This is a genomic window from Plesiomonas sp., from assembly GCF_051652165.1.
Lineage (GTDB): Bacteria > Pseudomonadota > Gammaproteobacteria > Enterobacterales > CAMTGL01 > Plesiomonas.
The window spans coordinates 166,545-181,784 of sequence record NZ_JBOFTR010000002.1 but is presented as its reverse complement, the minus strand read 5'-3'; the positions used below and the strand labels follow the sequence as shown (position 1 = coordinate 181,784).

At 48.9% G+C, this 15,240-nt stretch carries 13 protein-coding genes; 11 read left to right on the top strand and 2 right to left on the bottom strand.

Annotation, left to right across the window (positions count from 1 at the left end):
- Positions 1-136 precede the first annotated feature (136 nt).
- The 7 genes from priA (at position 137) to rraA (ending at position 8,574) form a co-directional block, all read left to right on the top strand.
- The gene (priA, locus tag ACRC53_RS01135; RefSeq protein ID WP_438641745.1) at positions 137-2,350 is read left to right on the top strand and encodes a primosomal protein N'; all 2,214 of its coding nucleotides are present in this window, start codon (positions 137-139) and stop codon (positions 2,348-2,350) included.
- A 197-nt stretch (positions 2,351-2,547) separates the two neighbouring features.
- Positions 2,548-3,552, top strand: a complete 1,005-nt coding sequence (gene cytR / locus ACRC53_RS01130) for a DNA-binding transcriptional regulator CytR (RefSeq protein WP_438641744.1) — start codon at positions 2,548-2,550, stop codon at positions 3,550-3,552.
- 330 nt (positions 3,553-3,882) lie between these two features.
- Positions 3,883-4,761, top strand: a complete 879-nt coding sequence (ftsN, locus tag ACRC53_RS01125; protein ID WP_438641743.1) for a cell division protein FtsN — start codon at positions 3,883-3,885, stop codon at positions 4,759-4,761.
- Between the two features lie 85 nt (positions 4,762-4,846).
- Entirely contained in the window at positions 4,847-5,377 is a 531-nt protein-coding gene (gene hslV, locus ACRC53_RS01120) for an ATP-dependent protease subunit HslV (RefSeq protein ID WP_438623864.1), read from the top strand.
- A 9-nt stretch (positions 5,378-5,386) separates the two neighbouring features.
- Positions 5,387-6,721, top strand: coding sequence for an HslU--HslV peptidase ATPase subunit (hslU, locus tag ACRC53_RS01115; RefSeq protein WP_438641742.1), 1,335 nt, complete (start codon positions 5,387-5,389; stop codon positions 6,719-6,721).
- 282 nt (positions 6,722-7,003) lie between these two features.
- Entirely contained in the window at positions 7,004-7,906 is a 903-nt protein-coding gene (locus ACRC53_RS01110; RefSeq protein WP_438641741.1) for a 1,4-dihydroxy-2-naphthoate polyprenyltransferase, read from the top strand.
- Positions 7,907-8,088: 182 nt separating this feature from the next.
- Positions 8,089-8,574: a ribonuclease E activity regulator RraA gene (gene rraA, locus ACRC53_RS01105; protein WP_438641740.1), complete on the top strand. Its 486-nt coding sequence runs from the start codon at positions 8,089-8,091 to the stop codon at positions 8,572-8,574.
- A gap of 148 nt (positions 8,575-8,722) precedes the next feature.
- Here rraA and zapB read toward each other — a convergent pair whose 3' ends face one another.
- On the bottom strand, positions 8,723-8,962 hold the full coding sequence (gene zapB, locus ACRC53_RS01100) for a cell division protein ZapB (protein WP_438641739.1): 240 nt from the start codon (positions 8,960-8,962) through the stop codon (positions 8,723-8,725).
- 585 nt (positions 8,963-9,547) lie between these two features.
- On the opposite strand from zapB, the gene ACRC53_RS01095 reads away from it, so the two are divergent.
- Positions 9,548-10,390, top strand: coding sequence for an MIP/aquaporin family protein (locus tag ACRC53_RS01095; protein ID WP_438641738.1), 843 nt, complete (start codon positions 9,548-9,550; stop codon positions 10,388-10,390).
- Positions 10,391-10,553: 163 nt separating this feature from the next.
- Complete coding sequence (glpK, locus tag ACRC53_RS01090; protein ID WP_438641737.1) at positions 10,554-12,053, top strand: glycerol kinase GlpK; 1,500 nt, start codon at positions 10,554-10,556, stop codon at positions 12,051-12,053.
- 18 nt (positions 12,054-12,071) lie between these two features.
- On the opposite strand, the gene ACRC53_RS01085 is transcribed toward glpK, so the two are convergent.
- Positions 12,072-12,305, bottom strand: a complete 234-nt coding sequence (locus ACRC53_RS01085) for a hypothetical protein (RefSeq protein ID WP_438641736.1) — start codon at positions 12,303-12,305, stop codon at positions 12,072-12,074.
- A gap of 187 nt (positions 12,306-12,492) precedes the next feature.
- Between ACRC53_RS01085 and glnL the strand changes: the two genes are divergently transcribed.
- Together glnL and glnG are read left to right on the top strand one after the other, a co-directional pair.
- The gene (gene glnL, locus ACRC53_RS01080; RefSeq protein WP_438641735.1) at positions 12,493-13,539 is read left to right on the top strand and encodes a nitrogen regulation protein NR(II); all 1,047 of its coding nucleotides are present in this window, start codon (positions 12,493-12,495) and stop codon (positions 13,537-13,539) included.
- A gap of 34 nt (positions 13,540-13,573) precedes the next feature.
- A complete protein-coding gene (gene glnG, locus ACRC53_RS01075) occupies positions 13,574-15,004 on the top strand; it encodes a nitrogen regulation protein NR(I) (RefSeq protein WP_438641734.1) in 1,431 nt (476 codons plus the stop codon).
- Positions 15,005-15,240 lie beyond the last annotated feature (236 nt).

Sequence of the window (15,240 nt, the reverse complement as noted above, 5' to 3'; positions counted from 1 at the left end):
ACGGCATTCATCCCCACCTTTCAAGCAGGCTGCCGCCTTTTTCACCACTAATCATACCCTTTTTGATACAAAGGATCGATCTACTCTCGGCTTCCCCTTACACTGTATTCTCTGACCCAATGAGCCGCTTGCCCAAATGACTGAATCTGTAGCCCGAATTGCCCTGCCCGTTCCCCTGCCACGCCTGTTTGATTATTTGCTGCCTGCTGCGCAGATAGCCGGTCAATCGATATTGCCCGGTATGCGGGTTAAAGTGCCATTTGGGCGACGCGAGCTAATCGGGGTAGTAGAGAGCCTAACTGACAGCGCCGAGATCCCACATGATCAGTGCAAAGCGATCACCACACTGCTCGATCACGATCCTCTCTGGTCAGCACCTATTTGGCGCTTATTGCACTGGGCGGCCGCCTATTATCAGCATCCGCTTGGCGATGTACTAACTCAAGCCATGCCAGTACTATTGCGTCAAGGCCACAGCACTGAGCAGGCGGCCGAGCAATACTGGCAACTGACCGAACAGGGTAAAATCAGCCTACAAACTCAGTTCAAACGTGCGCCAAAACAGTGGCAGATCATTCAAGCACTGCGTAACGGGCCACTTGATAAAACCGCACTGCAAGAACAGGGTTGCAGTGACAACGCCTTTAATACACTGCGGCAAAAAGGGCTGATAGATGTTCAGCTACAAATGCCATCGCACCACGATTGGCGGCCGACCTATCGCGCCAGCGAGCACCGCCCACGCCTAAATACCGAGCAAGCCACCGCCGTGGCTGCAATCAACAGCCGCAGTAATTTTGCTGTCTGGCTACTTGAAGGGGTCACAGGCTCTGGCAAAACAGAAGTCTATCTCAGCGTAATAGAGCAAGCCCTATCACAAGGTAAACAGGCTCTGGTGTTAGTTCCCGAAATTGGCCTAACACCGCAAACCATCGCCCGTTTTCGTGAACGTTTTAATGTACCGGTAGATGTGCTGCATTCCGCACTCAACGATAACCAACGGCTGGCAGTGTGGCGACGTGCGCGTACAGGCGAAAGTGCCATTGTGATCGGCACCCGTTCTGCTCTGTTCACCCCGTTAGCGCGCCCTGGCGTGCTGGTAATTGATGAAGAGCACGATAGCTCATACAAACAGCAAGAGGGCTGGCGCTACCACGCGCGCGATCTGGCAGTGATGCGTGGCTATGAAGAGCAGATCCCTGTGGTACTGGGCTCGGCCACCCCTGCGCTAGAAAGTTTGCACAACTGTCAGCAAGGAAAATACCACCACCTGCATCTGACCGTACGGGCGGGCAATGCCAAACCACCTAAGCAATTTGTGTTGGATATGAAAGGCCAACCCGTACATGCTGGCTTGTCGGCAGAGTTACTGGTGCGTATGCGCCAACATCTGCAACAGGGTAATCAGGTGATGCTATTTTTAAACCGGCGCGGCTTTTCACCTGCTCTTTTGTGCCATGAGTGTGGCTGGGTTGCCCACTGCCCCCGCTGTGATCGCCCCTATACCTTTCATCAGGTTAGCCGCAATCTACGCTGTCACCATTGCGATAATCAGTACCCTGTGCCACCACAATGCCCACAATGTGGCTCAACCCAGCTGATACCGGTGGGTGTAGGTACAGAACAGCTAGAACACACGCTCGGTGAACTGATGCCAGAATTTAGCATCACCCGTATTGACCGCGACAGCACCCGCAGAAAAGGCTCACTTGAACAGCATTTAGAGGATATACAGCAAGGGCGCAGCCAGATTTTAATTGGTACGCAAATGCTGGCTAAAGGCCACCACTTTCCTAACGTAACCTTAGTAGCACTGCTTGATGTTGACGGTGCACTCTTTTCTGCCGATTTTCGTGCTGCCGAGCGTTTTGCTCAACTGTATACACAAGTCGCTGGGCGTGCAGGGCGTGCCGGAAAACAAGGGGAAGTGTTACTGCAAACCCACCAGCCAGATCACCCCTTATTGCAAACACTGTTAACCCAGGGATATCCGGCCTTCGCCGGTCAAGCACTGCGAGAGCGACAGGTCGCATGGCTGCCACCGTTTACCTACCATGTGCTGATTCGGGCTGAAGATCATCAGGGAGACCCAGCCTGCCAGTTACTGACCCAAATCCGCACTGTTTTAGATGCTAGCTCGCTGAAAACCGACGATTTATGGCTGCTTGGCCCTGCACCCTCGCTGCAAAGCAAACGGGCCGGACGCTATCGCTGGCAACTGTTGATCCAACACCCTTCACGCAAAATGCTGCAACAAATTCTAACCTTAGCACGGCCTGCCTGCGAAATGTTACCGCTCTCGCGCAAAGTAAAATGGACACTGGATGTCGATCCTATCGATATGATTTAACGTGCCACATCGATCTTTGCGCTCAAAAAGCGAATTACATCACGAAAAAAATGTAATTTCCGTAATCGAGCGCATTTTTCATCTTGTCACAGCTGTTTACAATGTTGGTGTTCAGCAGCATTTTTCTTTCGCTGCGAATTTAGCAGCCTGTTGCTGACAGGGAGAACACAACCCTCAGAAATGTAGGAGAATGGTATATGGCAACAATGAAGGACGTTGCCCAGCTTGCAGGCGTATCGACTGCCACGGTATCCCGTGCGCTGATGAACCCGGATAAGGTTTCAACAGCCACTCGCCAACGTGTCGAAAAAGCCGTCGTCGAGGTGGGTTACTCCCCAAACTCGCTCGCCCGCAATCTGCGCAGAAATGAATCGAAAACTATCGTTGTGATCGTGCCCGACATCAGTGATCCCTTTTTTGCGGATGTGATCCGTGGGATCGAAGAGGCCGCAACCGCACAAGGTTATTTAGTATTATTAGGTGATTGTGCACAACAAAATGCCCGCGAACGTTCGTTTGCGAATCTGGTTTTCACCAAACAAGCTGATGGCATGCTGCTGCTCAGTTCAAATCTACCGTTTGATATCAGTAAACCGGAACAAAAAAACTTACCACCGATTGTCATGGCCAACGAGTTCTCACCCGAACTTGAACTGCCCACGGTACATATCGACAACCTGACTGCCGCATTTGATGCCGTGCACTACCTCACGCAACTTGGCCACAAACGCATTGCCTGCGTTGCCGGGCCAAGCAGCATGCCGCTGTGTAGTTACCGAACTCAGGGCTATATTCAGGCGATGCGCCGTGTCGGAATTGCCGTCGAAGACAGGTACATGACCTATGGCAATTTTAGTTTTGAGGCTGGTGCACAAGCTGTTTCGCAACTGATGGCACAACCTTCTCCTCCAACGGCTATTTTTTGCCACAGTGATGTCATGGCAATTGGCGCATTACAGCAAGCAAAAAAACTGGGGTTTCGCGTACCACAAGACTTATCAATCATTGGTTTTGATGATATTAAGTTTTCAGAGTATTGCGATCCGCCACTGACCACCGTTTCTCAACCCCGTTATGAGATTGGCCGCCAGTCAATGACATTACTGCTTGATATGCTCAGAGGCAAAGATATCGGTACGAGCTCACGGCTGCTCGATGCCAAACTGGTGGTACGTGCCAGTACTGCACCACCGCGCCGCTAACATCACATTTCCTTGATTATTGACGGTTATTTAGAGCGTATTACACGCTCTATTGTCACCTTATCACTACCGTTTGGCCGGCATTGTCGGTCAAATTTTATACCTGGTCTATTTTGCCAATCAGGTTATGACTGCCGTTGTTGCTCACAAAAATGATTAAATCATCTGCAAGATTGTACGCTATACATCCAAAAAATCTGTGATGATTGATTTTGATGCAAAATACGATGAATAAATAGCCCGCTTTTCGCATCCATAACTGGTCAAGTCTGCTTCAGTTAAGTAACATGTTTGCCTTATTCCGTTAAACAGTCAGACTCGATATTCATTGTGGCACAACGAGACTACGTATCCCGCGGTAAACGCGCGGCGGCAAAAGCAAAAGCACGCCGAAAAACAAAAACAACGCCTCGCCCGTTGCCCATTATGGCTATCGGTCTTGCTGCTGCATTGGTTGCCGGTATTGCGGGCGGAGTCTATTACGCCAAAAACCGTGATGCCGATGCAGCACTCAACTTACATCAGCAAAGTAAGCATAAAAATGGTTTGCCGGTAAAACCCGAAGAGCGTTGGAGCTACATCAAAGAGTTGGAAAATAAAGAGGTAGTGATCAGTGATCCGCATAACCCAATGCAAGATCGCACCGCGCCAACTCAGTTAACCGCAGAGCAGCAGGCCATTTTAACCCAACTGCAAACTGAAATGCAGCAATCGCCACAAGTTTTACCACGGGCTGATCGTAACGGTAATGTTGATGGTAAACCACCCGTAAAACAACAAAGCGTCCCCGATTACAGTGCTTCAACACGTACTCACCAAGAGTTACCAACCGCAAACGTTGAGCCGCCACCTCGCCAGACCACACCAACGGTAAAAGAGAGTAAACCAACACTCGTACAACCTCCTCCTATTCCACGTGGCGCAGAAACGGCGCGAAGTGAAGCGGTAAAAGTTGAAACAGCCAAAAAAGTGGATGAAAAACCACAACAGTGGCTGGTTCAGTGCGGCGCTTACCGTACCAGTGCTCAAGCAGAAGAAGTGCAAGCCACCCTTGCATTCCAAGGCATTGAGGCTAACTTACGCACCAGTAATAGTTGGCATCGTGTGGTACTTGGCCCTTATAGCAGCCGTGCTGCCGCAGACAAACAACAGAGCCGTTTAAAAAGCAGCGGTATGTCCGGTTGTTTAATTCTTCCTGTTAAGGGTTGAAACTCCTTGCCTAAATCCCCATCTAAGCAGTAAGTGCCCTGACAGTGATCAGGGCTTTACACTATTTTTCGATGAGGAACACACAGTGACAACAATCGTAAGTGTGCGCCGTAATGGTAAAGTCGTCATTGGCGGTGACGGGCAGGTTTCTCTTGGCAACACGGTCATGAAAAGCAACGCGCGCAAAGTGCGCCGTTTATATAACGATCAAGTGATTGCCGGTTTTGCAGGCGGTACTGCTGACGCATTTACCCTGTTTGAGCGTTTTGAGCGTCAGTTAGAGATGCATCAGGGAAATTTGGTTAAAGCTGCCGTTGAACTGGCCAAAGATTGGCGATCTGATCGTGCTCTGCGTAAACTAGAAGCACTGCTGGCCGTTGCCGATGAAAATGCCTCTTTAATCATTACCGGTAACGGTGATGTCGTGCAGCCAGAAAATGATCTCATTGCCATTGGTTCTGGCGGCCCGTTTGCCCAGTCTGCTGCACGTGCACTGCTGGAAAATACCGAGCTCTCCGCCCACGATATCGTGGAAAAAGCCCTGACTATTGCCGGTGATATTTGTGTGTATACCAACCAACACAAAACCATCGAAGAACTTCCAAGTAAAATTTAAGGCCTGACCATGTCTGAAATGACCCCCCGTGAAATTGTCCACGAGCTTGACCGTCATATCATCGGTCAGGATAAAGCCAAGCGTTCGGTTGCTATTGCGCTGCGTAACCGCTGGCGGCGGATGCAGTTGCCAGAAGCACTGCGTCATGAAGTCACACCCAAAAATATTCTGATGATCGGCCCAACCGGTGTTGGTAAAACAGAAATTGCTCGCCGTTTGGCAAAACTGGCTAATGCGCCCTTTATCAAAGTGGAAGCAACCAAGTTCACCGAAGTGGGGTATGTGGGTAAAGAAGTTGACTCTATTATCCGCGATCTGACCGATGCAGCCATTAAAATGGTGCGTTTGCAGTCAATCGAAAAAAATCGAGTACGCGCTGAAGAGTTAGCAGAAGATCGTATTTTAGATGCACTGCTGCCGCCTCCTCGTGATAATTGGGGCCAGACAGAAAAAGCTGACGAGCAATCACACACTCGCCAAATCTTCCGCAAAAAACTGCGCGAAGGCCAACTCGATGATAAAGAGATCGAGATTGAGACGGCGGCAGCTGGCAGTGCTGGTGTTGAAATCATGTCACCACCAGGCATGGAAGAGATGACTAACCAGTTGCAATCTATGTTCCAAAATCTGGCCGGTCAGCAAAAGAAAAAACGCAAACTCAAAGTGCCCGAAGCCCTTAAAGCACTGATTGAAGAAGAAGCCGCTAAACTGGTCAACCCTGAAGAGCTCAAAGAACAAGCGATTCACGCTGTTGAGCAAAACGGCATTGTCTTTATCGATGAGATAGACAAAATCTGTAAGCGTGGCGAAAGCTCTGGCCCTGATGTTTCACGTGAAGGTGTTCAGCGCGATCTGCTGCCGTTAGTTGAAGGCTGTACTGTATCGACCAAGCACGGCATGGTGAATACCGATCATATCCTGTTCATTGCCTCAGGTGCATTCCAGGTTGCTCGCCCGTCTGATCTGCTGCCTGAGCTACAAGGCCGCCTGCCTATTCGTGTTGAGCTTGATGCCCTGACCAGTGCTGATTTTGAGCGCATTTTATCAGAGCCAAGTGCCTCACTGACTGAGCAATATAAAGCGTTGCTGGCAACCGAAGGTCTGAATGTTGAGTTCACACCAGAAGGTATTCGCCGTTTAGCGGATGCTGCTTTTACCGTGAACGAACGCACTGAAAATATTGGTGCTCGTCGCTTACACACGGTAATGGAGCGCCTGTTTGAAGAGGTCTCTTTTGATGCCAGTGAGCGCGGAGGTCAGCTCATCACCGTTGATGCCGATTACGTCAGCAAATACTTGGCTGATGTCGTAGAAGACGAAGATCTCAGCCGTTTTATTCTGTAATCAGCCAAACAAAACGGTGGCAATCATGGTTCATCATGCTTTGGTATGTTATCCATAATAGGCTTGCACCGCTTTTTGCTTCTCAAAAACAGAGCGCACTTGCGCTCTGTTTTTCTCTTTATACCGCAGCTTATGCTGTGAATTTAACCAAACAGCCATACCCGCATCCCTATAAGATACGGTAAACTACCGCGTTCACACTCCTCGCACTGCCTTCTTGCGTTATCGCATGACTTGCTCTGCCGGCCATTTTTAACCCTTAACTATGTTGAAGCCAAACCCATGAGTGACTCCAAATTTGCCATCTGGTTGGAAGCGACACGTCCGCGCACTTTACCGCTGGCTTTAGCCTCTATTGTTACTGGTGCTGCAGTGGCAATGTGGCAAGGGCGCTTTCAGGCCACCATTACTGTTTTGGCACTGCTCACAGCCACATTGCTCCAGATCCTCTCCAACTTGGCCAATGACTACGGAGATGCCGTCAAAGGCACAGATAAAGATCGGGTGGGCCCACGTCGGGCAGTACAAAGTGGCCTAATCTCAGCACAGAGCATGAAGCGGGCTATGCTACTCACTCTCCTGCTCACGTTAATCAGTGGCAGTACATTAATTTTCTTAGCCTGCCGTAAACCAGAAGACATTATCGGGTTTCTGCTGATGGGCGTAGTGGCAATTATTGCTGCTATTACCTATACCGTTGGCAATAAACCTTATGGTTACATGGGGTTAGGTGATATCTCAGTACTCACTTTCTTCGGTTTACTGGGGGTCGGTGGTACGTATTACCTGCAAACAGGCACATTTGAGACCACGTTACTACTGCCAGCAATAGGTTGCGGCTTACTGGCTACTGCGGTACTGAATGTAAATAATTTACGTGATATCGAAACTGATAGGCTCTGTGGGAAAAATACACTGGTTGTGCGCATGGGCCCATTATGGGGCAGACGCTATCATCTGATGCTGATTGGCGGGGCGCTGCTAAGTTTGGCCCTGTACGCCCTATTTACCGTGCAGACGCGGGTGATCTGGCTATTTTTACTGGCCAGCCCGTTGCTGATTAAACATGCCATCGCAGTGTGGCGCGAACCCAATGGTGCAGCACTGCGCCCATTACTTGAACAAGTCGTCAAAGGGGCGCTGTTAACGAACCTCTTGTTTGCAATTGGATTAGTGCTCAGTTAACACCTGCACTCTTGTGTTAAAACCTCAGAGATATGCTCGTTTATCATATCGGGCACTCATTTGGCCATAATACCTTTGTGGAAAAAAACAGACTTTCGTTGCATCTGCCGATGTTGGTGGTTTTGCAATCAGCTTGCTCAAGGTTATACTTTGAGCACACTCAATCACTAAGCTGATGTTTTATGAAATATGATACTTCTGAACTGTGCGATATCTATTTAGATCAAGTTGATGTGGTTGAACCTATGTTCTCCAGCTTCGGCGGTCGCAGTGCATTTAGCGGAAAAATCACCACTATTAAATGTTTTGAAGACAACCAATTGATCAGTGAAGTACTCGAGGAAAACGGCCTTGGTCGTGTATTGCTGGTTGATGGTGGCGGCTCAGTACGTCGAGCCTTGATTGATGCAGCTTTAGCACGTAAAGCCTGTGATAACGCTTGGGAAGGTATCATTGTATACGGTGCAATTCGCCAAGTGGATGAGCTTGAAGAGAGCGATATTGGCATTCAAGCACTTGCTCCTATCCCTGTAGGTGCAGATCAGCAAGGGCACGGTGAAACCGATGTTCCGGTGAACTTTGGAGGGGTAACGTTTTTACCTGAAGATCATGTTTATGCTGATAGTACGGGGATACTCTTATCGCCAGAGCCTCTTGAGATCGACTAACGGACTTTTTAGCTTTGCCTATCAACCGATTCATATTCATTGCTGAAAAGACGAAGAGATAAGCCTACACTCTCTGTTATCTGTGATAAGTCGCCACTGCACGGTAGCGAGATAAAAAAACAGAGCATAAATGCTCTGTTTTTTTATATTACACTTCGTCCATCTTACCGAGCAGTACGCGTAAACGCTCTTGCCAGCCATGGTGCTCAGAACGTAACTGCTCATTTTCACGCAGCAGAGCATCATGAGAAGATGCCCCTTGTTGAACTTGTTGTGCCAGTGTGTGATTTTGATCTTTAAGCTCTTCAATTTCCATCTGCAGTAACTGGATGGTATCAACAGCTTGTTGAACTTTAGATTCCAACTTCTCAAATACTTCAAAAGACATATAAAGACTCCTTTAATCATCGCACTATCGCGACTATACGTATTATCGATTGTACCCCACAGCCTGCATAGACCACAGCCCTATCCACACAGCTTTTTACTCTCTTTCGTATATATTATGATTTATTCAGCCATATCCTTAGGAAAGGGGAGTCTAATAACGCACTAATCCCTTTGATACGGCAAGCCATTTATACCACAACACGTATACCAAACCCTTTTTGTTATCTACCCAATATTCACGAAAACAGGCCCATATTCGCCAAAGAAACATAAAACAAACATTACACCATCATCAGTTACATTCCACTCACTCTTGGTGTTGATCCCCACCCCTTTTAGCTTAATTGATTCAGCTATCAGAAAATGCGTAAAGAGCATATTTTGCTACTTATCACTAAATTTTGAGCCTGTTCACTAAAAAATGTGCAAAAAATCATAAATTTTGACCGATAGCGCACATTCTATCTTTCTTATTTTTCGCATTCGAACTTTAACGTTATCTTTACACCAAGGACAACTGATCTGGTCTATCCCATTAAGTACTCCCCATTGCGGACTCCACAATAACAACAGGACTGCAACTATGCCTACAACTCATCACCCTACGCTTACCGCACAATGTACCGCTGAATTTATCGGAACCGGACTTCTCATCTTCTTTGGCCTTGGCTGTGTGGCTGCAGCGAATTTAGCTGGCGCAAGCATGAGCTTATGGGAGATCAGTATTATCTGGGGGGTGGGCGTGGCAATGGCCATCTACCTGACTGCCGGTGTTTCTGGCGCACACCTTAACCCTGCGGTGACTATTGCCTTGTGGCTATTTGCCTGTTTTGATCGCAAGCGCGTGATCCCATTTATTATTGCGCAAGTTGCGGGCGCATTTTGTGCTGCTGCACTGATCTACTTCCTGTACGGCAATCTGTTTACCAACGTTGAGGCAACCCACAACATCGTACGCGGCAGCGTAGAGAGCCTACAAACAGCCGGTATATTCTCAACCTACCCACATGCTGCCATCAGTGTCGGCCACGCTTTTGTGGTTGAATTGGTGATTACCGCCGTTCTAATGGCGCTAATTATGGCATTGACTGACGATGGTAACGGCTTGCCACGCGGCCCAATAGCGCCACTGCTCATTGGTCTAGTCATTGCCATTATTGGTGGCGCAATGGGCCCGCTCACTGGCTTTGCGATGAATCCGGCACGTGATTTTGGCCCGAAACTGCTGGCATTTATCGCCGGTTGGGGGGATATCGCCCTGACAGGGGGACGTGATATTCCGTATTTTATTATCCCAATTATTGCCCCGATTGTTGGTGCATGTTTGGGTGCTGCTGGTTATCGCGCCATGATTGGCCGCAATCTGCCTTGTAATCGTTGTGCATTAACTGATGATAAGAGCCCTGTGACCAAAACAGCGCAATAACACGGGTGATATCAATCACATTACGATGCCTGATACCGTTGAGCTGCCGTGCCAGCATTATTTTTAAGCCCATGGCAAAAAGACCCTATAATCCACTGAATAATGACGCATTCATGCGTAAAATTAAGAATAACTGACCTAGGATAGAACAATGGAGTCGACGATGACTGAAAAAAAATTCATGGTGGCGCTGGATCAAGGCACAACCAGTTCACGTGCGATTGTTCTTGATCACGATGCCAATGTTATCAGTGTTTCACAACGCGAGTTTACCCAACACTACCCACAAGCGGGCTGGGTAGAACACGACCCGATGGAGATCTGGGGTACACAAAGTGCCGTGCTAGTCGAAGTGCTGGCAAAAGCCGGTATCACCTCTGATCAGGTTGCCGGTATTGGTATCACCAACCAGCGTGAAACCACTATTGTGTGGGAAAAAGAGACTGGCAAGCCGATTTATAATGCCATTGTCTGGCAGTGCCGCCGCACTGCGCCTATCTGCGAAGCACTTAAAGAGCAAGGGCTAGAAGAGTACATCCGCCACAATACCGGTCTAGTGGTTGACCCTTACTTCTCAGGCACCAAAGTGAAGTGGATTTTAGACCATGTTGAAGGTTCACGTGAACGTGCCCAGCGTGGAGAGCTGCTGTTTGGTACGGTTGACACTTGGCTGGTCTGGAAGATGACCCAAGGGCGTGCACACGTTACCGACTACACCAACGCCTCACGTACCATGATGTTTAATATCCACACGCTAGACTGGGATACCCGCATGCTTGAAGCACTGGATATCCCACGTGCAATGCTGCCAGCGGTACGCCCATCCTCCGAAGTTTATGGCCAAACCAACATTGGTGGTAAAGGCGGTACCCGTATCCCGATTGCCGGTATTGCCGGTGACCAGCAAGCCGCGCTGTTTGGCCAGATGTGCGTACATCCGGGTATGGCAAAAAATACTTACGGAACGGGCTGCTTCTTGCTGATGAACACCGGTAAAGAGGCGGTACGTTCGCACCACGGTCTGCTCACGACCATTGCATGTGGCCCGAAAGGTGAACCAAACTATGCACTTGAAGGTGCGGTATTTATCGGCGGTGCCTCTATTCAGTGGCTACGTGATGAGCTGCGTCTGCTGGGTGACTCGTTCGACTCTGAATACTTCGCCACCAAGGTTAAAGACAGCAACGGCGTATACGTTGTACCGGCGTTTACCGGCCTTGGCGCTCCCTACTGGGATCCGTATGCCCGTGGCGCAATTTTCGGTCTGACCCGCGGTGCAAACCGTGACCATCTGATCCGCGCCACGCTCGAATCCGTCGCCTATCAAACCCGTGATGTGCTCGATGCGATGCAAGCTGACTCCAGTACTCCGCTGACCGCCCTACGGGTTGACGGTGGTGCAGTACAAAACAACTTCCTGATGCAGTTCCAATCTGACATTCTGGGCACCACGGTTGAGCGGCCACAAGTGCGTGAAGTCACCGCGCTCGGTGCGGCGTATCTGGCGGGTCTGGCAATTGGTTTTTGGAAGAACTTGGATGAGCTCAAGTGCAAAGCAGCCATTGATCGGGTATTTGAACCGACCATGTCTGACGGTGAACGTGCACGCCTGTATAAGGGCTGGCAAAAAGCGGTCAGCCGCGCACAGCACTGGGAAGATTAAGTACCAACACTAACCACTCTAGGCAAAACACAGTAAAGCCATCGCTTCAGATGGCTTTGTTATTTGACAAGAGCGACCACGATTACGAATCTCTATCATCGTGATCTGTTGTGTACTGACATCACTGCCTCTACCCAATTGCCCCTGCCCCTGCCACTTCCCCACCAAACTCACCAAACTCACCAAACTCACCAGCATATTGGGTACAAATAAGCGGGTATGCTTACCGTACAAAAGGGGTTCTGCACGCATCCCCCCTAACATAGCCTGATTTACACACGTTTCATACGCTCTTTTTAATCACGCATCAAAAGGTCATCACAGTGGCACTTTTGGGTGCACAATCGGCACTTTTTTGGCGCAAAGAGGTATCTGTTAAACCTCAAGTCCGTGTACACTGCTTTTGCTTGCTGTCAGGCTGACATCATTAAGGCGAGATATGTTGCACTACTCCCACTTGCTGCTCAACAACCTCAAAACCAGTGTCTTACTGCTTGATGATGATTTAACCATTCAGTTTGCTAACCCCGCGGCAGAACAACTGCTGGCACACAGCACCCGTAAACTTATCGGTTTACCTCTTGCCTCACTGTTTAGTTATATCTCACTTGATCTGACACTGATGCAGATCTCGCTTGATAGCCAACAGAGTTTTACCGATAACGAAGTGATGCTGGTGATTGATGGGCGAGCCCACACATTGGCGCTAACGGCCCAACCACTGATCACACCGGAAAGTTCAGCTATTTTAGTTGAGTTACAACCGCTCGATACTCACCGAAAAATTAGCCAAGAGTTACTGCATCAAACGCAACAAGTTGCGGCACGTGATTTAGTCCGTAGTCTGGCGCATGAGATTAAAAATCCACTAGGGGGATTACGGGGAGCTGCACAACTGCTAGAAAAAGCCCTGCCTAACCCTGAGCTGACTGAATACACCCAGATAATTATTAGCCAAGCAGATAGGCTACGAAACTTAGTTGATCGTCTACTCGGCCCACAGCGGCCAGGCGTACGGATAGAGCAGAATTTGCATGTTGTACTAGAACGGGTGCGGCAACTCATTGAGCTAGAAAAACCGCCTCATATTACACTGTTGCGTGATTATGACCCAAGCCTACCGGAATTTGAGCATGATGCCGAGCAACTTGAACAAGCCATCTTAAATATGGCGCGTAACGCCCTACAAGCACTTGGCGAACACACTGGCAGTATTACCTTCCGTACACGCACCGCCTTTCAGCAGATGCTGCACGGCGAACGCTATCGGCTCGTGATACGGCTTGATATTATTGATACCGGATCAGGTATTCCAGCACACCTGCAAGATATTCTCTTTTATCCGATGGTCAGTGGGCGTGAGGGCGGCACTGGGCTTGGGCTATCAATTGCACACCATATTATTGACCAGCATCAAGGGAAAATTGAGTGCAGCAGTTGGCCTGGCCATACTGAATTTTCAGTGTATTTGCCGCTACGAAAATAATAGAGAGACCTAAGGCAGATTAATGAGGCAAACGATGAGTACAGGGCAAGTCTGGGTTGCAGATGATGATAGCGCCATCCGCTGGGTATTAGATAAAGCACTCTCTGGCAGTGGCATACATTGTGAAACGTTCGAAGATGCGCAGCAGGTGTTGCACGCACTCACAACTCGCAGCCCTGATGTACTGATCTCTGATATTCGAATGCCGGGTATCGATGGTTTAACACTGCTCACTCAATTGCAGACTCAATATCCTGATCTGCCGGTCATCATTATGACAGCGCACTCTGATTTAGATGCGGCAGTCAGCGCCTATCAACGCGGCGCATTTGACTATCTGCCCAAACCGTTTGATATTGATGACGCGGTAAGTTTGGCTGAGCGGGCTATTTTACATCGCCGTGAGTTATGTCGCGTACCGCCTATCCCCTCTTCACCCACCCATCCGCACAGCCCTGCTATTATTGGTGAAGCTCCTGCCATGCAAGAGGTATTTCGCGCTATTGGCCGATTATCACGCTCATCTATTAGTGTATTAATTAATGGTGAGTCAGGCACAGGTAAAGAGTTAATCGCCCATGCGCTGCATCAGCACAGCCCATGTGCGCATGCGCCATTTATTGCGCTCAATATGGCCGCTATTCCCAAAGATTTGATTGAATCTGAATTGTTTGGCCATGAGAAAGGAGCCTTTACCGGTGCAAACACCGTGCGTCAAGGGCGCTTTGAGCAAGCTAATGGTGGCACACTATTTTTAGATGAAATTGGTGATATGCCTATTGATGTACAAACCCGTCTGCTACGTGTTTTAGCCCAAGGGCAATTTTACCGCGTAGGTGGACATCAAGCCGTCAATGTGAATGTGCGTATTATTGCCGCCACCCACCAAAATCTAGAGCGACAGGTGCAGCAAGGGCTCTTTCGTGAAGATCTGTATCATCGCCTCAATGTGATTAAAATTTTACTGCCGGCCCTGCGTGAACGCACGCAAGATATTGCCGTGTTAACGCAGCATTTTTTACAATTGGCAGCCCGTGAGTTGGGCGTAGAGGCAAAAAGCCTACATCCTGCGGCACTGCAACTGATGAGGACCTTTCGCTGGCCTGGTAATGTGCGCCAATTAGAGAATGTTTGCCGTGGCCTAACGGTTATGGCCGCAGGAAAAGAGATCTTAGCGACTGATTTACCTGAAGAGCTACGTGTTCCTACTACAGACTCATCGGCTTTTAGCCTGCACACTGCATGGCAACAGCAGCTTCAGCACTGGGCATTACAACATTTACAACAGGGTGAACAATCACTTCTGACCCATGCACAACCTGAATTTGAACGCGTTCTATTACAAACCGCACTGCACTACACTCAAGGGCATAAACAAGAAGCGGCGCGCTTACTGGGCTGGGGGCGCAATACTCTTACCCGTAAACTCAAAGAGTTTGATTTAGATACCGATTATTCAGTGTGAGTATTGCGCAAGCACGACTCAATAATCGCGGTAATGACCACAAAAATAGATAAATCATAGCAGAATATATGCGCGATCTGGCTACAAATGGCCCTCGAACAATAGGTTGTTCTGCTCTGTTAATCTCGGTTAAACAGATAAGTCACAATACCTGCACACACCAAAACCAAACACTCTGCAACACCGCCCCCTCGATGTGATTTTTGTCACATAAAAAAAGCAACAAACCTAGGTGT

Excerpts from the sequence above, each read along its gene's own strand:
- priA (WP_438641745.1), top strand. The coding sequence starts at position 137 with ATGACTGAATCTGTAGCCCGAATTGCCCTGCCCGTTCCCCTGCCACGC.
- cytR (WP_438641744.1), top strand. The coding sequence starts at position 2,548 with ATGGCAACAATGAAGGACGTTGCCCAGCTTGCAGGCGTATCGACTGCC.
- hslU (WP_438641742.1), top strand. The coding sequence starts at position 5,387 with ATGTCTGAAATGACCCCCCGTGAAATTGTCCACGAGCTTGACCGTCAT.
- ACRC53_RS01110 (WP_438641741.1), top strand. The coding sequence starts at position 7,004 with ATGAGTGACTCCAAATTTGCCATCTGGTTGGAAGCGACACGTCCGCGC.
- rraA (WP_438641740.1), top strand. The coding sequence starts at position 8,089 with ATGAAATATGATACTTCTGAACTGTGCGATATCTATTTAGATCAAGTT.
- zapB (WP_438641739.1), bottom strand. The coding sequence starts at position 8,962 with ATGTCTTTTGAAGTATTTGAGAAGTTGGAATCTAAAGTTCAACAAGCT.
- ACRC53_RS01095 (WP_438641738.1), top strand. The coding sequence starts at position 9,548 with ATGCCTACAACTCATCACCCTACGCTTACCGCACAATGTACCGCTGAA.
- glpK (WP_438641737.1), top strand. The coding sequence starts at position 10,554 with ATGACTGAAAAAAAATTCATGGTGGCGCTGGATCAAGGCACAACCAGT.
- ACRC53_RS01085 (WP_438641736.1), bottom strand. The coding sequence starts at position 12,305 with ATGCGTGCAGAACCCCTTTTGTACGGTAAGCATACCCGCTTATTTGTA.
- glnL (WP_438641735.1), top strand. The coding sequence starts at position 12,493 with ATGTTGCACTACTCCCACTTGCTGCTCAACAACCTCAAAACCAGTGTC.
- glnG (WP_438641734.1), top strand. The coding sequence starts at position 13,574 with ATGAGTACAGGGCAAGTCTGGGTTGCAGATGATGATAGCGCCATCCGC.